Origin of the sequence: Bacillus sp. NMCN1 (genome assembly GCF_002998085.1) — a bacterium.
Classification (GTDB): domain Bacteria; phylum Bacillota; class Bacilli; order Bacillales; family Bacillaceae; genus Bacillus.
Map to the genome: position 1 here is coordinate 276,596 of NZ_PVQL01000002.1, position 23,725 is coordinate 300,320.

The window sequence follows — 23,725 nt, forward strand, 5'->3', positions numbered from 1 at the left end:
CACATCGTACCATTCACAGCAAAAAAAGGGTATTTTTTAACGGTTTTTTTACCATTGAACTAATGCTGCTGGGACAACTAAAATAAAAGTATCAGAAGAGAAAAGGGGAATGGATATGATCGATACGTTACGCGCGGCATTTCACCAGCAATTTGGAGATAGAGAAGAACTTCGTTATTTTTTTGCCCCAGGAAGAGTGAACTTGATTGGTGAACATACAGATTACAATGGAGGTCATGTATTCCCTTGTGCGCTCACTCTCGGTACATATGCAGCATGTGCAAAGCGGTCAGATGGCCGTGTGAGAATGTATTCCTTGAACTTTGATGACGATGGTGTGAAAGAATTCGATCTTTTTGAAATCGCTTACTTGGAGTCGGACGGCTGGGCGAATTATCCGAAGGGCGTGTTCAGTCAGTTTATCGAAGCAGGGATGAAGATCGAAGAAGGCTTTGACATTGTATACGGAGGCAATATTCCAAATGGCGCAGGTTTGTCTTCTTCTGCCTCCATTGAGCTTGTCACCGCAGTTTTCATCAACGAGTGGCATTCATTCAGCGTATCACATGCCCATCTTGCCCTTCTTTCACAGCGTGCAGAAAATGAATTTATTGGCGTCAATTGTGGGATTATGGATCAGTTTTCGATTGCTCTTGGAAAAGAAGATCACGCCATTTTGCTCAATTGTGACACCCTTGCCTTTGAATACAGTCCGTTTCGACAAGAGGGACTGGCGCTTGTCATCGCCAATACAAACAAAAAGCGGACACTGGCTGATTCCAAATACAATGAGCGCCGGGCAGAGTGTCAATCAGCTTTAAATGATCTTCGGAAAAAAATCGACATTACCCACTTATGTGAGCTTACTGCGGATGAATTTTCGGGGCTTGCCCACTTGATTAAAGATGACATATGCCGCAAACGTGCAAGACATGTCGTGACGGAAAACGAGCGGACGATGAAAGCGGTAAATTTTTTGAAAGATGATAAAATGGAAGAACTAGGTGGGCTCATGAAGGCTTCTCATCATTCCTTAAAGAATGATTATGAAGTAACAGGACTTGAACTAGATGCACTGGCTGAAGCAGCTTGGCGGCACCCAGGGACGATTGGCTCCCGTATGACAGGTGCAGGCTTTGGCGGATGCACGATCAGCATTGTGAAAGAGGAGCTGCTGGGTTCATTTATAGAAGAAACTGGTGCGATATATCAAGAGAAAACAGGCATTCAAGCCTCTTTTTACACAGCTGGAATTGGAGGCGGCGCAAGAGAACTCACAAAGGGGGAAGTTTGATGACAATTTTAGTTTGTGGAGGAGCAGGGTACATAGGCAGTCATGCGGTGGCGGCTCTTTTAGCGAAAGGCGAACAAGTAGTGGTAGTGGATAATTTGCAGACAGGCCACAAAGAAGCTGTTTTGGAAGGAGCTGTCTTAGAGGAGGGAGAATTGCGAGATCACGCCTTTTTAAGACGGGTTTTCAACACGCATCAAATAGAAGCGGTCATGCACTTTGCGGCAGATTCACTTGTCGGGGAGAGTGTAACAGACCCGCTTAAGTACTATGACAACAACGTCGGCGGAGCAACCGCTTTACTACAGGTAATGAATGAATTTGATGTGAAACACATCGTCTTTTCTTCAACTGCTGCTGCATACGGTGAACCGAAGCGTGTGCCGATCGTTGAAACGGATGAAACGAACCCAACGAATCCTTATGGAGAAACGAAACTAGCGATTGAAAAAATGCTGAAATGGTCTGAGCAAGCGTATGGAATAGAATACGTGGTGCTTCGCTACTTTAATGTAGCTGGTGCCCATACAGAAGGACTTGTCGGAGAGGATCATCAGCCTGAGACACATCTCATTCCAATTATTCTGCAAGTGGCTTTAGGAAAACGGGATCAAATCATGATTTACGGTGATGATTATGAGACAGAGGATGGCACGTGTATTAGAGATTACATTCATGTGATGGACTTAGTAGAGGCACACATCTTAGCCGTTGATCGGTTGCGTGCTGGAAAAGGCAGTGCGACCTACAACTTAGGGAATGGAACAGGGTTCTCCGTGAAGCAGGTCGTAGAAGCCGTCAGAAAAGTCACAGGGCATGCCATCCCCACACAAGTGGCAAAAAGACGCGCGGGAGATCCGGCAAAGCTGATTGCTTCTTCTGAAAAAGCGCTGCAAGAATTGGGATGGACACCTCAATATGCTGACCTTCATACGATCATTCAGAGCGCGTGGGATTGGTTTCAGAAGCATCCAGATGGCTACCAAAGTGAATAAAGCGTAAAGGCAGTCAAGAGAGGGGACAGAGGGAATGGCGATTGATATTTTTGAAAAACTGGAACAGCTGATTCAATACGGGATCAATAAGGAGCTGATGACACCACTAGATATCGATTATACGAGAAATCGGCTGCTTGAGGTGCTCGGGCTCGATGAAGCGGAAGCAAGAACAGTCTCAGGAGACGTAGACCTTGAAGACATTTTAATGCCGATGCTGGATTGGGCAGTAGAAACAGGTCTTATTCCTGAGGGGACGGATACGTATCGTGATTTACTAGATGCGAAAATTATGGGCTGCTTGGTGGCACCTCCAACTGTCATCTATGCGAAGTTTGAAGAAAAACGCCAGCATGAAGGACCGAAGGCAGCTACAAGCTGGTTCTATGCGATGCAGCAGCATGCCCACTATATTCATACAGGCAGGATCGCCAAAAATGTACAGTGGTTTACACCAACTGATGATGGTGTGCTGGAGATCACCATTAATCTATCAAAGCCGGAAAAGGACCCTAAAGCCATTGCTGAAGCCAAGAAGCTCAGTCAAAAGCAATACCCTCTTTGTCTCCTTTGTAAAGAAAACGTTGGGTTCGAGGGGCGGATCAACCATCCAGCGAGACAGAATCACCGGATTATTCCTGTGACACTCTCAGGTGAATCGTGGTTTCTGCAATTTTCACCTTATGTGTATTACAACGAGCACTGCATAGTGTTCAAAGGCAAACATGAGCCAATGAGCATCACCAAAAAAACCTTTGAACGACTGCTTTCCTTCATATCTATATACCCGCACTATTTCATCGGGTCGAACGCCGACCTTCCGATTGTTGGAGGCAGTATATTAAGTCATGACCATTTTCAAGGCGGTGCGCATGAATTTCCGATGGCGAAAGCAGAGATGGAAGAAGTCTTTTCCCTCAACGCCTTTCCGGATGTGCGAGCTGGCATTGTGAAATGGCCGATGTCTGTGATCCGCCTTCGTAGCAGGGAGCGGCAGTCGCTCGCAGACGCAGCAGACTTTATCTTACATGAGTGGAAGTTGTATTCAGATGAAGAGGTGGGGCTGATCGCTCATACAGGAGAGACTCCGCATAATACCATTACACCTATTGCGCGGCGCCATGGGGATGACTATGAATTAGATTTAGTGCTGCGTAATAACCGTACAGACAAGCGGCACCCAGACGGCATTTTCCATCCGCACGAAGAAGTCCACCATATTAAAAAAGAGAATATCGGATTAATTGAAGTCATGGGCCTTGCTGTCCTTCCTGGCAGATTAGCAGAGGAATTAAGCCAATTAAAAGAGGCATTGCTATCGGAAAGTCCTCTTGAAGAAATCAAAGCCCGTCCTGCTATCATGAAACACGAAACATGGGCAAAGCGACTGCTTGAAGAGAACACCTTTACAGAGGACAATACCGAAACCATTTTACAACAAGAAATTGGGCTTATTTTTTCTCGAATTCTCTCGCAGGCGGGTGTGTTTAAAAGAACTGAGCAAGGGAAAACAGCATTTAACCGTTTCATTCAAACACTTCAAACAGGCAGGTGATTAGATGATTGAACAAGTAAGAGAGCTAATGGAAGAAAAGCAGCTTGATGGTATCTTGATTCAAAAGCGAAATAACTTCTCTTGGCTGACAGGCGGAAGAAGGAATCACATTGTGTTAAATACGCCGGAGGGTGTGTGTCAGCTACTCGTCTTAAAAGACGACCTCGTCCTCATTGTGAATCAAATGGAAGAAAAGCGGATCATTGAAGAGGAAATGGCGTATGTCGATCATCCCTTTCAGGTGGTCACAATGGATTGGTATGAGGATGAGGCCCCCTACATTCAAGAACTCACAAAAGGTAAACGAATTGGAGCGGACATTCAAATGGATGGATTCGAATGGATCGAGCCGGATTTGTCGCATATTCGATCGATCCTTACCGCCTCGCAGCTCAATCAATATGAAACCCTTTGTCATGAAACAGCGGTCATTGTAGAAAGTGTCTGTCAAGAAATCGTGCCAGGGCAGACCGAGCACGATATCGCTTCGCTTGTTGCTCAAAGAGCCATTGCGCAAGGGATGACGATAGAAGTCCTGCTTGTGGCAACGGATGACCGGATTCATCAATACCGTCACCCGATTCCAACAGAAAAAGCCCTTCAAAAGCACGCGCTTGTTGTCCTTTGCGCAGAACGGCACGGGCTCGTAGCGAATGTCACAAGGTCTGTTTACTTTGGTCAGCTTCCAAAAGAGCTTGAAGAGAACAAAGAGCGGCTTGCACGAATTGACACGGTCATGAATGCCACCACACGTCCTGGTAAGACATTAGGAGATGTACTGAAAGCAGGTATTGCTCAGTATGAAAAAGAGGGCTTCCCTGATAGCTGGAAAAAGCTTCATCAAGGGGGAAAGACGGGATTTGTATCCAGGGAAATCATTGCCGTTCCCTCATCGAAGGAAGAAATTCAGCTGCATCAAGTGTTTACATGGAACCCTTCATTGCCTGGCCTGAAATCAGAGGATACGATAGTGGTAGAAAAAGAGGGAAACCGCTTTTTAACGTATACAGGCAAGTGGACGTACATGGACATTGAACATGAGGGAGAGATCTATAGACGACCAGACATCTTAGTGAGAGATGAATAAATGCAGAGTGCCGGCGCTGAGCCGGTTTTTTGCTGGAAGTCTTTAGCGTGATTCCACTTATTCAGCATCATTACCAATTCTTACAGCGTATACGCAGAGGATCGATACTTTCTTTTCTTGTGAACTTGCGTTAAAATGAATAAGGTTTTTGTTAAATGTGGGGATACCTATTTTGAAATTGTTTACCTAGATAAAATTTCATTAAGTTAAATTGAAATTTGACCAAACTTTTTTATTGTGGTAAACCTAAATTTGACAAAGTTCTTGATTGTTTGTCCTTTGCCTTCAACTCTCAACTTTTCAAAATCCTAGAAATTTATTGTGTCTGCAATAATATAAATTTATGTCGAATTTATGACATTTTAATAGAAATCTGTTGAAAAATAAATGAACTTTTGAAAAAAGGGAAGCTAACTCTAACAGATTTTGATAGCATTACAAAGGGAAGAAAAGTTTTCGAAGGCAGATGGCTTTTCACAATTATTCAGCAATTTATACATTATCTAAGGAAGGATGGTGATCTTCTTGTTCAGAGCCATTAAACCTATGCTTTTATTAGCGATGCTCGTGAGTGTTTTTTTATTAGGAGGTTGCAGCAATATCGCTGTTTTAGATCCTAAAGGACCTGTCGCAGCACAACAAAAAGACTTAATCCTTTTATCCATTGGATTCATGCTCTTTATCGTTGGTGCGGTATTTGTACTGTTTACCATCATTTTGGTTAAATACCGTGAGCGTAAGGACGTTGGAAACGCCTCTTATAACCCAGAAATACACGGGAATACGCTTCTAGAAGTTATCTGGACAGTGATCCCAATATTAATCGTTGCTGCCCTTTCAGTTCCAACTGTAAAAACAATTTACTCTTTGGAAGAGGCACCTCAAGCAACAAGCCATAAAGATCCACTTGTCGTTTATGCTACAGCTGTTGATTGGAAATGGATCTTTAGCTATCCAGAGGAAAATATTGAGACAGTGAACTACTTAAACATTCCAAAAGATCAGCCGGTTTTATTCAAAATCACTTCCGCTGATACAATGGCATCACTATGGATTCCTCAGCTAGGCGGGGAGAAGTATGCGATGGCTGGAATGGAGATGGAACAATATCTTCAAGCTGATCAAGTTGGCACATATGAAGGAAGAAACGCCAACTTCACAGGCGAGGGCTTTGCTCAGCAAAAATTCAAGGTCAATGCGATGACGCAGTCTGACTATGATAAATGGGTAAGCAAAACAAAGAAAGAAGCACCAAAGTTAACGAAGAAAACGTATGACTACTTGATGCTTCCTGATGCTGCAGATGTGCAGACATTCTCATCAACACATTTATCCTTTGCGAAGCATGGAGAGGATTCTGAATACGCACTCCAAGCACGCAAACGTTTAGGTTACCAATCAGTTTCTCCGCATTCCAAAACAGATCCTTTTGAGAATGTGAAGAACTATAAAAGAAAACTAGATAATGAATAAACTGACTAAGGAAAGGAGGAGGCCGTTATGCATTTGAAATGGGATGAGTTTTTTGTAACTGGAGACCCATTAATTCTTGGTGCGCAAATTTCTATCGCTCTTACTTCCATTGCTATCGTGTTTGTTTTAACCTACTTTAAAAAGTGGAAATGGCTCTGGAAAGAATGGCTAACATCAGTTGATCATAAAAAGCTTGGGATCATGTATATCCTTGCTGCTGTGATTATGTTCTTCCGCGGTGGGGTAGACGGACTGATGATGCGCGCGCAGCTGGCGCTTCCTAATAATACGTTTTTAGATTCCAACCACTATAATGAAATTTTCACAACGCATGGTACGATCATGATTCTATTCATGGCGATGCCATTTTTAATTGGTTTAATCAACGTCGTCGTTCCTCTTCAAATTGGTGCACGTGACGTTGCATTTCCTTATTTGAACAACCTTAGCTTCTGGACATTCATGGTCGGAGCGATGCTGTTCAACATTTCCTTCGTCATTGGAGGATCACCAAGTGCAGGCTGGACGAGTTACATGCCGCTCGCCGGAAATGATTTCTCACCAGGACCTGGACAGAACTATTACTTGCTCGGGCTCCAAATTGCAGGTATTGGTACACTTATGACAGGTATTAACTTCATGGTGACCATCTTAAAAATGCGTACAAAAGGTATGACGCTTATGCGTATGCCAATGTTTACATGGACAACATTGATCACGTCTGTCATCATCGTATTCGCATTCCCTGTATTAACAGTTGCTTTAGCACTTATGACATTTGATCGTTTATTCGGTTCTGCATTCTTTACACTCGAAGCAGGCGGTATGCCAATGCTTTGGGCGAACCTTTTCTGGATTTGGGGACATCCTGAGGTATATATCGTCATCCTGCCGGCTTTCGGTATTTTCTCAGAAATCTTTGCGACGTTCTCAAGAAAACAGTTGTTTGGTTACAAAGCGATGGTTGTATCGATTGTGGCAATCTCTGTTCTTAGTTTCCTTGTGTGGGTTCACCACTTCTTTACAATGGGGAACAGTGCAGCGGTTAACTCATTCTTCTCGATTACAACAATGGCGATTTCTGTACCAACAGGTGTGAAAATCTTTAACTGGCTCTTTACGATGTATCGAGGCCGTATCAGCTTTACTTCACCAATGCTTTGGGCACTTGGTTTCATCCCGAACTTCGTTATCGGTGGTGTCACTGGGGTTATGCTTGCGATGGCAGCTGCGGATTATCAGTACCATAACACGTACTTCCTTGTATCCCACTTCCACTATGTATTAATCGCAGGTACTGTCTTTGCTTGTTTTGCTGGTCTTGTTTTCTGGTATCCAAAAATGTTTGGTTACAAGTTAAACGAAAGAATCGGCAAATGGTTCTTCTGGGTATTCATGATCGGATTTAACATCTGTTTCTTCCCGCAGTACTTCTTAGGACTGCAAGGAATGCCAAGACGTATTTATACGTATGGACCAGAAGATGGCTGGACTGCACTAAACTTTATTTCAACAATTGGTGCGTTTATGATGGGTATCGGATTCATCATCCTTTGCTACAACATTTACTACAGCTGGAGACACGCGAAACGTGAAGTGTCTGGAGACAGCTGGGGAGAAGGACGTACTCTTGACTGGGCGACATCTTCTGCAATTCCGCCGCATTATAACTTTGCAGCACTTCCAGAAGTGACAACACCAGATGCATTCCATCATTGGAAGCAAAACAATGTAGACGTTCATCCTGAAAAAGAATTCAAGAAAATTCACATGCCGCACAATTCAGGCAGACCACTTATCATGTCTGCATTCTTCGGACTTGGTGCATTCGGTCTTGTATTTGAATGGTACTGGATTGGCGTTATTGGCTTAATCGGTGTATTCGCAACAATGATTTTACGCTCATTTGAATATGACGATGGCTACTATATTCCTGTTGAAGAAGTGATTGAAACAGAGAAAAAGAATAAGGAGGCGCAGAAGTAATGGGACATAATGATAGCAGCTATGCAAATGCACCGCTTGAATATCAGTCTGAAACGGGACGTTTAAACATCCTTGGTTTCTGGATATTCCTTGGCGCGGAAATCGTGTTATTCTCAACACTTTTTGCGACCTACTTTGTTCTTCATGGCAGAACAGCTGGCGGCGTTTTACCAGCTGAGCTGTTTGATATGAAGCTAGTATTGATCATGACATTCCTGCTATTGGTTAGTTCATTTACATGCGGGATTGCCGTTCATGAAATGCGCCGTGGAAGTACAAAAGGGGTTGTCATTTGGACGATTCTGACACTGCTTCTAGGTGCAGGCTTCGTTGGGTTTGAGATTTACGAGTTCTTCCATTATGTACATGAGGGTGCGAGCATTCATACAAGTGCGTATTGGTCTGCATTCTTTGTACTCTTAGGAACTCACGGATTACACGTATCGATCGGTATCTTCTGGATCACCGGGGTCTTGTTCCAAATTAAAAAACGTGGATTAACTCCACAAACAGCATCGAAGATTTTTATCTCAAGTCTATACTGGCATTTCCTTGATGTTGTATGGATTTTCATTTTCACAGCTGTTTACTTGATCGGATTAGGGGGGCTTTTGTGATATGGCTGGAAAAACACATTCCTCAGCAGAGCACGAACACTTCCCTTGGAAACACGTAGTTGGCTTCATCCTATCCATTGTGCTAACAATCTTAGCATTCTGGATTGCCATTGGAGCTGAAATTGGCAGTTCTGCAAAACTATGGATTATCTTTGGTTTTGCCTTCATTCAAGCATTCTTGCAGCTATTCATGTTTATGCACATGACAGAAAGCGAGAACGGAACTGTTCAAGTCGGAAATACATTGTTTGGTCTGTTTTGTGCAATTATCTTCGTTATCGGATCTGTTTGGATCTTTGCGGCTCACTACAGCCACGGAGAGAACAGCAAAGACGGTTATTCACCTTCTGCGCCAAAGCAGTCTGAGCATTCAGAGAAATAATAAAAAAACCACTCATCTCTCAAAGGTGAGTGGTTTTTATCATAATGTTGATTATGCCTCCAATTCCAATAAGTGGTGCGTTATTTATCTGGTGCTGCTGAATCTTTTGCGAATGAATGGAAGTCCATAAATGAGGAACGCTGCAATGTGTGCCAAAATGACGTTAATGGCAAAGAATGCGATCATGAAGGTATGTCCTGTTGGAGATAAACTGCTTGTCATGTAAAGACCGAAGAAAATCCACATAATCATAATGGGTGGAATAGAAGCTAGTGCAATTTTTCTGTTTTCAAGCCATAAAAACAGGGGTGTAGCCGTTGCAATACATAGGTACGCAAAGAACATATCCATCGTATCCAACTCCTTTGTAAGTTGATGTTCAAATCAAATGAGAGGTCAGGATGCAATTGTGTCTGTTTTTAGGAGATATTGTGAACATTTTGTTACAAGTATTATACCACAATTGACTTTGAAGTAAACTCAATAATTGGAAAATAGGCCTTATTCCGTAGAAAGTGGCTGTTTCCTTTTCTCTCCGTACAACTTATACTGGCTTGATAATTGCTTGTCATATCACCACATAGGTCATTGAATTTTTCCTTTAATATCTGTAAAATAATCTTTTTAAAGGACTCATGATCGGTTGAATGGAAAGAGTATAGAGGGATTTTTTCCTATTTTTAGGATGAAAAGTATTTCATTTTTTGAAAAATGATTGGAACCTTTCGGATATATCTTCCGTCATATTTAAGGTGAGTTGCTTTTGTGAAAATTTCAATCTAATATAAATAAGGGCTTTTATGTTTTGTAATAAGGGTGGTTAGTTCATGAACAAGCAGAATACATCTCCGTACTATCAAGGGGATTTAATTTTTATATTTTTAGCCTTCTTTGCCATCAGTGTCATTGCGATTTATGCTGCGGGTCAGTTTGGGCAGTATGGATCTAATGCATGGACCAGACAGATTATTTACTACATGGTCGGAGTTATATGTATTGTAGCCATAAATTATTTTGATTTGGAGCAATTAGAAAAGCTAAGCCTCTATATTTTTATAGGCGGCATTCTGCTGTTAATTTTTCTGAAAATCGCTCCTGCACAAATTGGAGGTCATGATTTTGCTCCAATTAAAAATGGTGCAAAAAGCTGGTTTGTGATACCGGGGATCGGAACACTTCAGCCCTCAGAGTTCATGAAAATTGGTTTGATTATGATGCTCGCATCTGTTATTGGCAAGTCAAGCCCTAGAGGAAAACGTACATTAGAAGATGATATCTTCCTTCTATTAAAAATTGCCGGGGTGGCAGCTGTTCCAGTTGGACTTATTTTCTTACAGGATGCAGGTACGGCAGCTGTCTGTATGTTTATTGTGGTTGTGATGGTGTTTTTATCAGGGGTCAATTGGAAATTGATCTCTCTCATCGGTTCCGTTATTGTGCTTTTAGTTGCCGCTGTGTTAGCCGTGATCATTCTCTTCCCTGATGTTGCGAAAACAATTGGTATTCAGCAGTATCAGATTAACCGGATTACCGCTTGGCTACCTGATAGTTCAACGTCAGCCAACCAAGCGCAGACTCAGGATGCGTCTGGATCTGATAAATATCAAGTAGACCAGGCCATCATGGCTATTGGTGCTGGACAGATTTTTGGGAATGGGGTTAAGAACTTAAAAGTCTATGTCCCAGAAGCACAAACAGATATGATTTTCTCCATTATAGGAGAAGCCTTTGGCTTTATCGGCTGTGCGTTTGTTGTGATCATGTTTTTCTTCCTGATCTACCGGCTTGTCGTACTGATTGACCGTATCCATCCTTATAGCCGATTTGCGTCATTCTTCTGCGTAGGATATACAGCACTCATTGTGATCCATACGTTCCAGAACATTGGGATGAATATAGGCGTGATGCCTGTAACAGGGATTCCGCTCTTATTTATCAGCTTTGGAGGAAGCTCTGTCTTGTCAGTTCTCATTGGATTCGGGATTGCTTATAACGCAAGTGTTCAATTAACGAAATATCAAAGTTATTTATTTAAATAAAACGGGTAAGGGCAGTCTAAGCATAGACTGTCTTTTTTCATTCGAGTTTTAACTTTTGAAAAGCCATACGTCTTTGTCTTATGATAGTACAAGTGAAGGAGGTCTTCGAATTGAACAAAACGATAGAAACGATATTAAAACATCGGTCCATCCGTTCGTTTACAGACGAGCGTTTGACAGAAGAAGAGGTGCTGACACTGATCAAAAGTGCACAGGCTGCTTCGACATCAAGCTATGTACAGGCGTATAGTATTATTGGGGTGACAGATCAGAAGAAGAAGGCCAAGCTTGCTGAACTGGCTGGGAATCAGCCTTACGTTGAGAAGAATGGGCATTTCTTTGTCTTCTGTGCAGACTTGAAACGCCATGATCATATTGCAAAAAAAGCAGGGAAGAATCATCAGGAGGCGCTGGAGAATACGGAAGCCTTTCTCATTAGCGTCATTGATGCGGCATTGGCTGCGCAAAATATGAGTGTAGCCGCAGAATCAATGGGACTTGGGATCTGCTATATTGGCGGTCTGCGCAATCAACTGAGAGAAGTCTCTGAATTGCTTGAAACGCCATCATATGTGCTGCCGTTATTTGGTCTGGTTGTCGGACATCCAGCCAATCATTCGTCACAAAAAGAACGGATGCCAGTTGAACTCATTTATCATGAAAATTCATATCAGCAAGATGCAGCGCATGTGGATCGTTATTTAAAAGAATACGATGATCGTATTTCATCATATTATGAAGAACGAACAAACGGAGAGAGAAAAGATACTTGGTCTGAGCAGATGCTGCGAGGCTTTAGCCAGCCCAAGCGTGCCTTCCTTGGGGAATTTGTTAAAGAGAAGGGCTTTAATCGAAAATAAATAAGACATCCCCCTTTCGATTGAGAGAGGGGGATGTCTGTAAGAGGTGCAGGGGATGAAATTAAGTATACTGGATCAATCTCCTTTGATTGGAGATGCAACACCTGCTGAAGCCTTGAAGCAAACGGTTGAATTGGCAAAGCAGGCAGAGAAGTGGGGCTATCACCGTTTTTGGGTATCAGAGCATCACTTTTCAAACCGGCTTGCAGGATCAAGTCCAGAGGTGCTTCTCGGTCATTTATCAGCCGTTACGTCCAACATACGTATTGGCTCAGGTGGTGTGATGCTGCCTCACTATAGCGCCTATAAAGTAGCAGAGAACTTCAGGGTTCTTGAAGCACTCGCTCCTGGCAGAATCGATCTTGGAATTGGACGTGCTCCTGGTGGTATGCCTATTTCCTCCATTGCCCTTCATCATGGTGAACGAAAACGTCTAGGTGATCAATATCCTGAGCAGGTGGAAGAGCTGAAGGTCTATTTACACGACCTAGCGGATGAATTTTACCCGCTGCCCCATTTAACCGCTTCTCCGAAGGTAGAGACTGCACCAGAGGTATGGATGCTTGGTTCCTCTGGAGGGAGTGCAAGACTTGCGGCGAAAGCAGGTGCAGGCTATACGTTTGCTCTATTTATCAATGGCGAAGGCGGAGAAGATTCTGTGGAGCAATATATCAACCGGTTCGAACCTTCAGCATTCGGTGATGAGCCGCGCGTCAGTCTTGCGGTCTTCGTTTTATGTGCTGAAACAGAGGAACAGGCAGAAAAACTGGCAGTCAGCTTAGATTTATCTTTACTCGCCAATGAACAGGGACAAAACCTCGGGGGCTTTCCTTCATATGAAGAGGCACAGGCTTATTCCTACAGTCCATATGAACAAAAACGAGTGGCTGCCAATCGTCAAAGGATGGTGGTTGGAACGCCATCTTCTGTGAAAAAGAGGCTGACGGCACTAGCGAAAGCATATCGTACAAATGAAGTGATCGCTGTGACAATCACTCACCACTTGCAAGACCGGCTCACATCGTATCGTTTATTAAAAGAAGCCTTTGATTGATGCATAACGTATGTATGTCTGTTTACCGTCCACGCAGCCAGTAGAGAGGGAAAAGGAGCATCATGATGAAAATAAACCCGGCTGTCACCAGCAAACTAAGCGGGTAAATGAAGGACACATAGACCGTCAGCTCGCATGCTTGATGAAAAGGACGAGGATGTTTCGCGTGTAAAAGGGTGAGAAAATACACTAAGGTGATCGTTAGAAAAAAAGCAGTCAAAAAAGAAACGATCCATAGCAATATCAACATCAGTCTCTCTTTCCTCCATATATGATCGAAAAGCCTTGATGAGCATATCCGCTCATGCAAGGCTTTTCTTGTGATTCACGTTTATTCAGGGTGAATTTCGAAAGGTTCTTTCGTTTGAACAGTGTCTGATTTCCCTTTCAAACTTGCATATGCCAGCATTGTATACTCACCAGGCTCCAGCTTTTGGCCTTGATTGATTGTGCCATTCCACTTCACGCGGTGCTCCCCTTTATCAACATGTTGATAAACACCTGCTTCACCTAAATACTCTCCATCTGTCGAGTAGACGAGGAATGCAAGGTTCTCAGCACCGCCAGGCAGATAGCTGCTAATGACATAGCTTCCAGCACGGTTATCCGGCTCTACGGAAACCGAAGTGACGCGCGGATAATCAGGCTCTTTTACAATCAATAAAGTAGGAATCTCTGTGACCTTTCTGCCATTTTCGCGAAGGGTAATGCTGCCTTGGTACGTTCCTTTTTTGGTTTTACCGTATTTCACTTGTACCGCGGAAGTAAAGGATCCAGTGGAATTCCCTTTGACAGTAATTTTTTTCGTTCCGTTTGTGCTGATGCCGCTGCCATCGAATTTGTAATCAATGGTATACGTTTTCGGTGCTTTTGAAAGGTTTTCTACCTTGAATTTCTTCGTTTTGATTTGAACGCCTTTTTCTTTCAAGAAAGTGCCGTAAGAATAGCTGGCATCAGAAACGATAGATGACGCTTGGAGAGTTTCGATGATTCGAACACTGCCTGTCCCTTGTGTGTTATGAGGGAATGGGCTGCCGTTTGCGTCAAATAGTTTTTCTGCTGTATTCATCAGCAATGCTTTGATTTGCTCAGTTGTGTAGGATGGTTTTGCTTGCTTAATGATCGCTGCCACCCCTGCCACATGCGGTGAAGCCATGCTTGTTCCTTGTTTTGAGCCATATCCGTAAGGCTGAGAAGGATCATGCGTTGGGATTGTACTCACAATGCTGACGCCTGGCGCTGATAAATCAGGCTTAATCATCCACGTATCCACAACTGGTCCGCGAGATGAGAAGTCAGCGACTTGCTCACTAAGTTCTTTGACAAACTGAATGGAGAAAGTCGTTGTATTGTTTCCAGCCTCAATGGCTTTGACAAGCGCCGTTCCTTCAGCTTTTGAAAGCTTAATCGTAGGAAGAGCAAGACCCGGTACATCGACTGGGATTTCTCCATCGGTGTTGTTATACATCACAACGCCGATTGCACCAGCAGCTTTTGCATTGTCGACTTTATCAACAAAGGCAATGGCTCCTCGTTCGATCACGGCAACCTTTCCTTTAACGTCGATGTCTTCAAATGCTTTTTCGTCACCGATACCTGCATGGACGAGTGTGACTTGTTTTTGGTCAAGTGCTTTTAAATCACTCTCTTGGTAGTATCCCATCACTTTTGCAGTAGAATAGTTCGGGAATTTCACATTGTAAAGACTGTACGGAAGCTGAGTTGCTCCGACTGAAATGGCATCTCTTGACGTGCCTGGAGAACCGACTGTCCAGCTGTTAGGACCGCTGTTTCCATTCGATGTGACAGCGACAACACCTTCTGACATGGCCCAATCAAGTGCGATGCTTGTGGCATAATCAGGGTTATTGACACTGTTTCCAAGGGAGAGGTTCATGACATCTGCTCCGTCAGTAACAGCCCGGTCGATGCCTGCAAGAACGTTCTCAGTTGTCCCAGATCCGCCTGGTCCAAGTACACGGTACGCAAGAAGTGTGGCATCCTTTGCGACACCTTTAATTTGCCCATTGGCAGCAATTGTCCCTGCGACGTGTGTACCATGGTCTGTTGATTCGCCTCTAGGGTCTCCTTTAGGAGTCTCTTGCGGAGAATAATCGTTATCAACAAAATCATAGCCTTTGTATAAACCAAAGTTTCCTTTTAAATCAGGGTGGGTATAGTCTACTCCAGTATCAATGACAGCAACTTTTACCCCTTTTCCAGAGTAGCCGGCATCCCAAGCTTTTGGGGCACCGATAAATGGAGCGCTTTTATCCATAAGAGGGGAGACATCTTCATTTGGAAGCTGAATGCTTTCCTTTTTCACTTCATCTGTTTTATATGTAACATCCGGATAAACGGCTTTTACTCCGTCCACTGCGAGCAGCTTCGGAATTTCGTTTGCAGGAAGTTTCATAGAGAAACCAGAGAAGACTTTTTCATATTCTTGACGAACACTCGCTTTATCAATTTCTTTGAGTGCTGCATTTTTTATTTTTGTTCGAGATTTTTTGAGGGAGGCCTTCGTTTGTGCTTTGCCTTCTTGCTTGGCTTCAACTAAGGATTTTTCCTTTAATTCAACAATGACAGTGGTGTGTTTTCTAGAATTGACATTGATTTCACCGAAGATTTCTGCTTTTTCCAGTTCCACCTGTTTGTTTGATGGAGCGGCAGCAGCCTGTTGACCTGTAAAGAATGTGGATAAAATAAAAATAGTAGAGAACAATAGAACAGAAGAACGAGAGATTACTTTTTTCATTAATTTTCCCCTTTCTAGCTGTGTTTTTAGGGAGATAGCCTTTCTTTTTGTGGATAAATAGGAAAGATTCACTGCCCGTTATTAAGTATTCAATACGATGAAAACAATTCCTTTACTAAAATGGTCTTATTTTACATAGTTACAAAGAACTATTTTGTTTATAAAGTCTCACTTATGCACAAATACCTGTTGATAACTCAATTATTTAGATATATATATGGAAAATAAAAAAATCGCATACACAAAATCTAGTAATGGGATGTTGATATGTGGATAAACCCTGTTGATAAGGTGTGCTTATCTTTTGGATAGAGTGTGTATAAAATTTTTATTCAAACATCCTCGTACGTGATGTTCTTCTGCACTTTTCAACAAAACTTCTGAAAACTAGTTTGTTTTTTCACCCAGATTGTGACAAACCTCTCTTTTTTCTCGGGATATGATAGGAGCAGTTGTTTTGCTAGAACTGCTAGATTCTAAGAAAAGCGGAGGGATGTTCAGTGAGGAAATTCAAAAACTGGTTGAGTGTATGGTTTGGTTTCATGATGAATGTGCTTGTGAATCCTGGTGTAATGAAGAAGCAGCAACGTTTTCAGGCGGCCGCGGTAGATGATAGGTTCTTTCAAGTAGTGAAAGAGAGAGAGCTAGAGAAGCTGGCAGAAGAAAAGAACAAGAAGCGCAGGTCAGAGAAACAGTTTCAGCAAAGTCTGATGATGCTTGATGAGAAGACGACGAGAGAGGCGCGTGCTGGTCCGCTCTTACCTTTACATGAGAGATGAAACAGGGTAAAATCCCACATAAGAAACGTTATCTAGTGGGAGAGGATACCCCTTGAAGATAAATAAGATATTGAACAACAATGCGGTGATTGTGAAGGAAGGTGATCAGGAGAAAATTGTGATGGGGCCTGGAATTGCTTTTCAGAAGGGGAAAAATGACGTCATTCCCGTTCAAAAAATAGAGAAAATCTTTGTTGTTCGTGAAGAAAATGAGAAATTCAAACAAATTCTTGCGACATTGCCAGAAGCGCATATTGAGGTGGCAGAGCATATCATCAGTTATGCAGAGGGTGAACTGATGATGCCGCTTAGTGATCATATCCACATATCACTGACTGACCATTTATCCTTTGCCATTGAGCGCATTCAAAAAGGCATTGTGCTATATAATAAATTGCTTGGTGAGATCAAAGTCTTATATAAGCAGGAATATGATATTGGAAAGTATGCCATTCGTTATGTAAAGGAGCGGCTTGGGGTTGAACTGCCGGACGATGAGGCAGGATATGTGGCACTCCATATTCATACGGCCAAAATGAATACGGAGTCTATGAAAAAGACCGTGAAATATACAACGATGATCAAAGAAATGATCGAGCATATAGAAAGCTATTTTGAGCATTCAATTGATGAAGAGAGTATTTCCTATCAGCGGCTTGTGACACATTTGAGGTATGCATTAGGCAGGTTGGAATCGAATGAGGCATTTCAAATCATGGACGATGACATGCTGAGTTTTATCCAAACAAAGTATGATTCGGCTTACCGGTGTGCACTTGGACTTGCTGATTTGTTGAAAAATGAATATGGACTTCATCTCCCTGAATCGGAGATCGGCTACATCACGCTGCATGTCCAGCGTCTGCGGGATGCCGAATTGGTTTAATGGTTTTGCCTGCATGCAGGCTTTTTTTTATGCACACTACTCTTATTAGTGTATATGGGTCAATTGATTCGAAAAAAGAGGTTGACGCACGTCACACTCTTATACTATGATGAAAGCGTAATCAAAATTTGATATCGTGGGATTGTGACTGTCAGGCAGGCAAGACCTAAAATTTGCGTAACGAGGGGACGTGTATGTCCTTTTATCGTTGGCGAATTTTAGGTCTTTTTTGCTTTAAAAAAGGAGGAGACAACATGGATTATCAAAAAACAGCCAAAGAATTAACAACACTATTGGGCGGCAAAGAAAATGTCATCAGTGCCACGCATTGTGCAACAAGACTCAGATTGGTGATAAAAGATGAGGAACTGATTGACAAAGATGCCATTGAGGAACTTGAGGGGGTGAAGGGGGCTTTCTCAAGCTCGGGACAATTCCAAATTATTTTTGGAACAGGATCAGTCAACAAAGTATATGAACCATTTGCTCGTGAGACCGGTCTTGAGACAGACGACGAGAAACAAAAGCCTGTCAGCCATGATGAAGCAGTGAAACAAAAAATGAATCCACTTGCACGCTTTGCAAAGACATTATCAAATATTTTTGTACCAATCATTCCCGCAATTGTTGCAAGTGGTTTATTAATGGGCCTATTAGGCATGATGAAAGCCTTCAAATGGGCTGACCCAAGCTCCGCGATCTTCCAAATGCTTGATATGTTCTCAAGTGCAGCCTTTATCATTTTGCCGATTTTAATTGGGGTCAGTGCAGCGAAAGAGTTTGGTGGAAATCCGTATTTAGGAGCCGTTATTGGGGGGATTATGATTCACCCGAACCTGCTCAATCCGTGGGGACTGACGGATGCGAAACCAGAGTATATGCATTTATTCAATTTTGATATTGCTCTTCTTGGTTACCAAGGAACAGTCATTCCAGTCTTATTGACGGTATACATCATGTGCCTAGTTGAAAAGAATTTAAGAAAAGTGGTTCCGAACAGTATTGATTTACTTGTGACCCCGTTTGTGACGGTGATTGTGACTGGATTTGTGACGTTTATTGCAGTTGGACCGCTTGGAAGAATGCTCGGTACAGGAATTTCGAATGCACTGACATTTATTTATGATCATGCAGGCTTCTTAGCAGGACTCATTTTCGGAGGAGCCTACTCTCTCATTGTGCTCACAGGGGTTCATCATAGCTTCCATGCGATTGAAGCAGGACTGCTGAATGATATTGGGCGTAACTATTTGCTGCCGATTTGGGCGATGTCCAACGTAGCTCAAGGCGGGGCAGGTTTGGCAGTCTTTTTCTTAGCGAAACGCGCGAAAACAAAAGAAATCGCACTTCCAGCAGCTTTCTCAGCTTTCCTAGGTATTACCGAGCCTGTCATATTCGGTATTAACCTCCGCTATCGTAAGCCGTTTATTGCCGCGATGATCGGAGGCGCATTGGGCGGGGCATTTGTTGTCTTCACGAAGGTAGCAGCCAACGCCTATGGTTTAACGGGTATTCCGATGATTGCGATTGCAGCGCCATTCGGTGTGCAGAATGTGGTGAATTATGTGGTTGGTATGTTAATCGCTGTTGCTGTTTCATTTACTCTCACCATCATCTTTAAAGTAAAAGAAGTCGAAAAATAATCAAGGAGTGGTCACAGTCATGACAACAACTGACGCAGTACTTCGTCAAAAGGTAGCAGAACGTATTCGAAACTACGAGCATTTGGTGAAAAAAGATGTGTACCGCCAGCATTTTCATTTAATGCCGCCAGTTGGTCTTTTAAATGACCCGAATGGGTTGATTCAGTGGAAAGGGGTTTACCACGTTTTTTATCAGTGGCAGCCATTCAAAACGGGACACGGCGCAAAATTTTGGGGCCATTACACATCGACAGATCTAGTAAATTGGCAGCACGAGGAAGCCGCCCTTGCCCCAAGTGATTGGTTTGATCAAAACGGCTGTTATTCTGGCAGTGCAGTCATTGACGATGGACATATGTATGTGATGTACACTGGAAACGTTCGCGATGAACAAGGAAACCGCGAGACGTATCAATGTTTAGCTGTTTCAGAGGATGGCATTCATTTTCAGAAAAAAGGGGTCGTGGCGACGCTGCCAGAAGGATTCACCGCCCATTTTCGTGATCCGAAGGTATGGAAGCGAAAAGGCCAGTGGTACATGGTTCTTGGTGCACAAAGTTTAGATCTGAAAGGGAATCTGGTCTTGTTTACCTCTGATACTTTAGACAATTGGACGTTTCAAGGTATGATCGCAGGCAGTGGAAAGAATGGATTAGAGGATTTCGGCTATATGTGGGAATGTCCAGATCTATTTGAATTAGATGGACGGGATGTATTGATTGTGTCACCGCAAGGGTTAAAGTCAGATGGTTTAAAATATCATAATACACATCAATCAGGCTATTTTGTTGGGACATTGGATGACCATACCTATCAATATACGCACGGAGCGTTTGAGGAGCTGGACCGAGGCTTTGACTTCTATGCCCAGCAAACCTTTCTAGACGAATCAGGTAGACGCCTTTTAATCGGATGGATGGGTGTGCCTGATCAAGGAGAAGAGCATCATCCAACGATTTCTTATCAATGGATACACTGCCTCACGATTCCGAGAGAGCTGCGTTTAGATGATGACGGACATCTGATTCAAAAACCAGTAGAAGAACTTCAATCCATGCGGACAAATGAACAAGAGCATGATTTTCACATTAAACGTACTGTTCATTCTATTCCTGTTGAAGATATTACGAGCACAGAGGTATTCATTGATCAAATTGACACACAAAAAGGGTTTGAATGCTGTATTCGAGCGGCAGCCCGTATTATTTATGATAAAGATGAAGGGAAACTGACATTAGAGCGAGATCGATTTGGAGATCGATCAAAAGAAGTTCGTGAAGTAGCAATAGAGGAATTACACGACCTTCACATCTTTATCGATGCATCGTCGATCGAAATTTTTGTAAACGGAGGCCGAGAAGTATTTACTGCTCGTTACTTTCCTTCCCCGGGAAATAAATCAATCTCGATCAGTGGCAGAAATGAAACAAAGCTTAAACTAAAAACATGGCATTTACAAAGAAAAGCAGATCAATGATCTGCTCAACAAGTAGAGGAAACGTCTACGTCCCCTACAAGGGATGATCAGTATGACGTGAAATTGAATTTTCCAGTTGATAAGTACCCAGAAACAGCGCAATGCTAAGGAGCTTCAGCCACCTGCACGATTGATAGAGAAGATGCCGATTAAAAATAGGGAATGTCAAACAAGAAAAAAGAGATGAATCATGCGTTTGAATAGGTAGAAATCAACCTGTATGAAGATATCACTACTTATACTAGGTGTATCAGCCTTACTTTTAATTAAAGCTAATGAAGAGCGAAAAAGAAGCAGGAAGGGATAGCCTGCTTCTTTTTATATTGTGCAGTGAGTAAACCTCTATTTTCCTTAAAAGCGCACCTAAGTACAACGAAGAGAAAGAAAAGATGAGCGTAAATGCCAAGAACTTAGGCACTAAGGGCGACGTGCTAGTTATGACTTGAATTCAGGTAGTTCCGCAATTGTCTCAAGAAAAAAAGCTAAGACCGTAGAAGCTTGGCATAAAAGTTGGAGTCCTATTAAACAGCATGGAGTCAGAAGATATAATAATAATTGGGGTACTAGAAAGAAGGTTTATGGGCTTTGGATGAATAATTATAATATGACCAAATATGTAAATACAGCTAATTATGCAGAAAGCAAGCCGACCAAAAGAAGCCATACAATATGAACTGGCTTGACAAGAAAACTACAAAAAAAATCTATTGTTCTCAATTGGCTTGGAGAGCTTGGAAGAATCAAGGACACGAAGTTGACAATATAAAAATTGATTCGGTTGTGTCGCCAATGGAATTAGTCAACTCTAACAACACGAAGGTCTTTTATCATAAAAAAAAGTAAGAGGTTAAGCAGTCGGGGTTTCCCTCGATTGCTTTGCTTGTTTTAAATTGAAGGAGATGATTGAATGAAATACTTTAAATTACTTGTATCATCTTGCGCCATAGTATTAATATGTACAGCATGTTCAAAGGAGACTGTGGTGGACTCTCCTAAGAGAGAATTGAGCAATATGAAAGACAGTAAATTTGCTGTAATTCATTCACAAGTGATGGATAGAGGGTGTGAGATGGTTAACTATGACAAAGGAGGAAAGAGACTGTCCAGTATAACATTGAAAGACTGCGTTGGGTTCACTTCATCTACTCAAAGCAATGATAATATCTACTTTTCATCTAACAGGTCTAATTATCATGTATCTCTAAATAAGAAGACTGGCAAGGTAGAACCTTTGAGTACGAAATCACTTTCAAAATCCACAGATGACGAGGGTGCATTCTTTATTAATTACTCTAATGGGTATATCTTGCATGACTTAAACGTTGGTTATGCAGAAAATGGCTTGGTAGGAGAGTTAGTCTACTGGAAAGAGGATGGCAACGATAAGAAACAGGTTGAACTTGAAGGGTCGTTGACTTCGGCAGTATTTGAAGATGGGAGAATATATGCCGTCATTAATAATAATAACGATAGCGTTATAGCGTCTTCCATAGACCCAAAAAATCATAAAGAAAAACGAAAAGAGATAGACATGGACTCGGTCTTCTTCCCTGACAACAATGAATCTTTGAAGTCATTAAACAATGAAGAATTAATTCTTGCCGTAAACGATGGTGTTGACAGTAAGAAAGAATCAATGTTGGTTGTACTCGATAAAAAAACTCTCGATACAAAAAGAGAGATCGTAATGGACAAAGGATTCACTATCTACATGACCAATGTAGACAATGATAAAGTCACGATAGTTTCCTATGAAGGAGAAGTCAAGACATTCGACAGAGACCTCAAAGAGATATCTTCTGAAAAGATTCCACTTAATTTAAAATCAGATAACGAACATTTAGAAGAGGTTAAGATTTTAGACGGCAAGGTTTTCGCATTGGTCAAGATGTCTGATAGAGATAAGAATGGAATTATCGCCAGAATTATTGAATATAATATTGAAAGTAAAGACTCTAAGGAGATATCGCTAAAATCTGATAGAGATTGGGAAATGACAAGCTTGGAAGTTATAAGATAACTGTAGAGGAGAGTGGAATATATTAACTTACATTATCTTCAACCCATGGCTCTTGTTTTATTCACATTGCCATTATTGTATTTGGCTTGGGGGATTATTGGCTATTTACTCTTTAAGAAGGTTTATGTGGTTCTAATTATCACATTTATAACATCAACCATCTTCATATTTGCCTACACTGGGTTCGACATGTCGAATATGTATTGGGTAGTGGCTATGACCTTTCTATGCATGTGTACCTCTGTCATCACAAAAATCATACGGTATATGTATAATCGCTATAAAAAAGCATAATCAACAAGCTTATGTCCACAAACATAAGCTTTATTTTTGTTTCATACCACTAAAATAACTCAAAATGCTTGTAATAATTAAAGCGATAACTGATGAAATGAACAAAGAAACGCTGATCGCTCCTACCCCTAAACCTTCCCATCCTCCCACAAAAAAGCTTATGAGCAATAAGATGATACTTACCATCATTAAAACTGCTGGAAATCCATACTGGAAAGATGACTTCTTTTTTTTGAAGATTAAAGAAATGCCTAATATAATAATTGTAAGAATAGTTGTCAGTAGCCACAAAGGCATTTGTCTCGCCCCCTTGAAAGAAATGATAAAAGAACCTTAATGAATAATTAGGGTTCTTTTCAATATCGTACCACTGATTTACGTTGTTTACCACCGTGCCGAGAAGAGGCTTATGTCATGTCTTAGATTTCTTTATCACGCTAATTATCATTACTTATTTTTACATAATTTCTTTAAATTTCCGATTTGATCTGTAATAATGAAAATAAAAGAAAAATGATAGGGGGAGGTT

20 protein-coding genes are annotated in these 23,725 nt (G+C 42.0%); 16 read left to right on the forward strand and 4 right to left on the reverse strand.

Annotation, left to right across the window (positions count from 1 at the left end; all coding sequences use genetic code 11):
- The first annotated feature begins 109 nt into the window (after positions 1–109).
- From C6W21_RS11220 to qoxD, 8 genes are all read left to right on the forward strand, one after another.
- Entirely contained in the window at positions 110–1,294 is a 1,185-nt protein-coding gene (locus C6W21_RS11220; protein WP_106056299.1) for a galactokinase, read from the forward strand.
- Complete coding sequence (gene galE / locus C6W21_RS11225) at positions 1,294–2,286, forward strand: UDP-glucose 4-epimerase GalE (RefSeq protein WP_106056301.1); 993 nt, start codon at positions 1,294–1,296, stop codon at positions 2,284–2,286. The genes C6W21_RS11220 and galE overlap by 1 nt, the downstream gene beginning before the upstream one ends.
- Positions 2,287–2,320: 34 nt before the next feature.
- A complete protein-coding gene (gene galT / locus C6W21_RS11230; RefSeq protein ID WP_106056302.1) occupies positions 2,321–3,841 on the forward strand; it encodes a UDP-glucose--hexose-1-phosphate uridylyltransferase in 1,521 nt (506 codons plus the stop codon).
- Between the two features lie 4 nt (positions 3,842–3,845).
- Complete coding sequence (locus tag C6W21_RS11235; protein ID WP_106050443.1) at positions 3,846–4,928, forward strand: M24 family metallopeptidase; 1,083 nt, start codon at positions 3,846–3,848, stop codon at positions 4,926–4,928.
- A 516-nt stretch (positions 4,929–5,444) separates the two neighbouring features.
- On the forward strand, positions 5,445–6,401 hold the full coding sequence (qoxA, locus tag C6W21_RS11240; protein WP_106050957.1) for a cytochrome aa3 quinol oxidase subunit II: 957 nt from the start codon (positions 5,445–5,447) through the stop codon (positions 6,399–6,401).
- A gap of 27 nt (positions 6,402–6,428) precedes the next feature.
- Positions 6,429–8,387, forward strand: coding sequence for a cytochrome aa3 quinol oxidase subunit I (gene qoxB / locus C6W21_RS11245; RefSeq protein WP_007497822.1), 1,959 nt, complete (start codon positions 6,429–6,431; stop codon positions 8,385–8,387).
- Positions 8,387–9,004, forward strand: coding sequence for a cytochrome aa3 quinol oxidase subunit III (gene qoxC / locus C6W21_RS11250; protein WP_034321973.1), 618 nt, complete (start codon positions 8,387–8,389; stop codon positions 9,002–9,004). The genes qoxB and qoxC overlap by 1 nt, the downstream gene beginning before the upstream one ends.
- Position 9,005: 1 nt before the next feature.
- On the forward strand, positions 9,006–9,386 hold the full coding sequence (gene qoxD, locus C6W21_RS11255; protein ID WP_007497818.1) for a cytochrome aa3 quinol oxidase subunit IV: 381 nt from the start codon (positions 9,006–9,008) through the stop codon (positions 9,384–9,386).
- Positions 9,387–9,470: 84 nt separating this feature from the next.
- Here qoxD and C6W21_RS11260 read toward each other — a convergent pair whose 3' ends face one another.
- Entirely contained in the window at positions 9,471–9,737 is a 267-nt protein-coding gene (locus C6W21_RS11260) for a spore morphogenesis/germination protein YwcE (RefSeq protein WP_106050444.1), read from the reverse strand.
- Positions 9,738–10,213: 476 nt separating this feature from the next.
- On the opposite strand from C6W21_RS11260, the gene C6W21_RS11265 reads away from it, so the two are divergent.
- The 3 genes from C6W21_RS11265 (at position 10,214) to C6W21_RS11275 (ending at position 13,339) form a co-directional block, all read left to right on the forward strand.
- Entirely contained in the window at positions 10,214–11,425 is a 1,212-nt protein-coding gene (locus C6W21_RS11265; protein ID WP_106050445.1) for an FtsW/RodA/SpoVE family cell cycle protein, read from the forward strand.
- A 110-nt stretch (positions 11,426–11,535) separates the two neighbouring features.
- Positions 11,536–12,285 (forward strand): oxygen-insensitive NADPH nitroreductase, encoded by a 750-nt coding sequence (nfsA, locus tag C6W21_RS11270; RefSeq protein WP_106050446.1) that lies wholly within the window; start codon positions 11,536–11,538, stop codon positions 12,283–12,285.
- Between the two features lie 55 nt (positions 12,286–12,340).
- Entirely contained in the window at positions 12,341–13,339 is a 999-nt protein-coding gene (locus tag C6W21_RS11275) for an LLM class flavin-dependent oxidoreductase (RefSeq protein WP_106050447.1), read from the forward strand.
- Between the two features lie 22 nt (positions 13,340–13,361).
- On the opposite strand, the gene C6W21_RS11280 is transcribed toward C6W21_RS11275, so the two are convergent.
- Together C6W21_RS11280 and C6W21_RS11285 are read right to left on the reverse strand one after the other, a co-directional pair.
- Positions 13,362–13,589: a hypothetical protein gene (locus C6W21_RS11280; protein WP_106050448.1), complete on the reverse strand. Its 228-nt coding sequence runs from the start codon at positions 13,587–13,589 to the stop codon at positions 13,362–13,364.
- Positions 13,590–13,670: 81 nt separating this feature from the next.
- The gene (locus C6W21_RS11285; protein ID WP_106050449.1) at positions 13,671–16,097 is read right to left on the reverse strand and encodes a S8 family peptidase; all 2,427 of its coding nucleotides are present in this window, start codon (positions 16,095–16,097) and stop codon (positions 13,671–13,673) included.
- 500 nt (positions 16,098–16,597) lie between these two features.
- Between C6W21_RS11285 and C6W21_RS11290 the strand changes: the two genes are divergently transcribed.
- The 5 genes from C6W21_RS11290 to C6W21_RS11315 all read left to right on the forward strand — a co-directional run bounded on the left by C6W21_RS11290 (position 16,598) and on the right by C6W21_RS11315 (position 22,902).
- Positions 16,598–16,876, forward strand: a complete 279-nt coding sequence (locus C6W21_RS11290; protein ID WP_106050450.1) for a hypothetical protein — start codon at positions 16,598–16,600, stop codon at positions 16,874–16,876.
- Between the two features lie 52 nt (positions 16,877–16,928).
- Entirely contained in the window at positions 16,929–17,762 is an 834-nt protein-coding gene (locus tag C6W21_RS11295; RefSeq protein ID WP_106050451.1) for a PRD domain-containing protein, read from the forward strand.
- 254 nt (positions 17,763–18,016) lie between these two features.
- Positions 18,017–19,405, forward strand: a complete 1,389-nt coding sequence (locus C6W21_RS11300; RefSeq protein ID WP_106050452.1) for a sucrose-specific PTS transporter subunit IIBC — start codon at positions 18,017–18,019, stop codon at positions 19,403–19,405.
- A 19-nt stretch (positions 19,406–19,424) separates the two neighbouring features.
- Complete coding sequence (locus C6W21_RS11305) at positions 19,425–20,882, forward strand: sucrose-6-phosphate hydrolase (protein ID WP_106050453.1); 1,458 nt, start codon at positions 19,425–19,427, stop codon at positions 20,880–20,882.
- A gap of 907 nt (positions 20,883–21,789) precedes the next feature.
- Positions 21,790–22,902 (forward strand): hypothetical protein, encoded by a 1,113-nt coding sequence (locus tag C6W21_RS11315; protein WP_106050454.1) that lies wholly within the window; start codon positions 21,790–21,792, stop codon positions 22,900–22,902.
- A gap of 324 nt (positions 22,903–23,226) precedes the next feature.
- Here C6W21_RS11315 and C6W21_RS11325 read toward each other — a convergent pair whose 3' ends face one another.
- On the reverse strand, positions 23,227–23,493 hold the full coding sequence (locus tag C6W21_RS11325; RefSeq protein ID WP_106050455.1) for a YesK family protein: 267 nt from the start codon (positions 23,491–23,493) through the stop codon (positions 23,227–23,229).
- Between the last annotated feature and the right edge of the window lie 232 nt (positions 23,494–23,725).

Bases quoted from the DNA above. Each gene is read 5' to 3' on its own strand.
- C6W21_RS11220 (WP_106056299.1), top strand. From the start codon at position 110: ATGGATATGATCGATACGTTACGCGCGGCATTTCACCAGCAATTTGGA.
- C6W21_RS11285 (WP_106050449.1), bottom strand. From the start codon at position 16,097: ATGAAAAAAGTAATCTCTCGTTCTTCTGTTCTATTGTTCTCTACTATT.
- C6W21_RS11280 (WP_106050448.1), bottom strand. From the start codon at position 13,589: ATGTTGATATTGCTATGGATCGTTTCTTTTTTGACTGCTTTTTTTCTA.
- C6W21_RS11300 (WP_106050452.1), top strand. From the start codon at position 18,017: ATGGATTATCAAAAAACAGCCAAAGAATTAACAACACTATTGGGCGGC.
- C6W21_RS11305 (WP_106050453.1), top strand. From the start codon at position 19,425: ATGACAACAACTGACGCAGTACTTCGTCAAAAGGTAGCAGAACGTATT.
- qoxC (WP_034321973.1), top strand. From the start codon at position 8,387: ATGGGACATAATGATAGCAGCTATGCAAATGCACCGCTTGAATATCAG.
- C6W21_RS11315 (WP_106050454.1), top strand. From the start codon at position 21,790: ATGAAATACTTTAAATTACTTGTATCATCTTGCGCCATAGTATTAATA.
- galT (WP_106056302.1), top strand. From the start codon at position 2,321: ATGGCGATTGATATTTTTGAAAAACTGGAACAGCTGATTCAATACGGG.
- C6W21_RS11275 (WP_106050447.1), top strand. From the start codon at position 12,341: ATGAAATTAAGTATACTGGATCAATCTCCTTTGATTGGAGATGCAACA.
- qoxB (WP_007497822.1), top strand. From the start codon at position 6,429: ATGCATTTGAAATGGGATGAGTTTTTTGTAACTGGAGACCCATTAATT.
- C6W21_RS11235 (WP_106050443.1), top strand. From the start codon at position 3,846: ATGATTGAACAAGTAAGAGAGCTAATGGAAGAAAAGCAGCTTGATGGT.
- qoxD (WP_007497818.1), top strand. From the start codon at position 9,006: ATGGCTGGAAAAACACATTCCTCAGCAGAGCACGAACACTTCCCTTGG.
- C6W21_RS11325 (WP_106050455.1), bottom strand. From the start codon at position 23,493: ATGCCTTTGTGGCTACTGACAACTATTCTTACAATTATTATATTAGGC.
- C6W21_RS11265 (WP_106050445.1), top strand. From the start codon at position 10,214: ATGAACAAGCAGAATACATCTCCGTACTATCAAGGGGATTTAATTTTT.
- galE (WP_106056301.1), top strand. From the start codon at position 1,294: ATGACAATTTTAGTTTGTGGAGGAGCAGGGTACATAGGCAGTCATGCG.
- C6W21_RS11260 (WP_106050444.1), bottom strand. From the start codon at position 9,737: ATGGATATGTTCTTTGCGTACCTATGTATTGCAACGGCTACACCCCTG.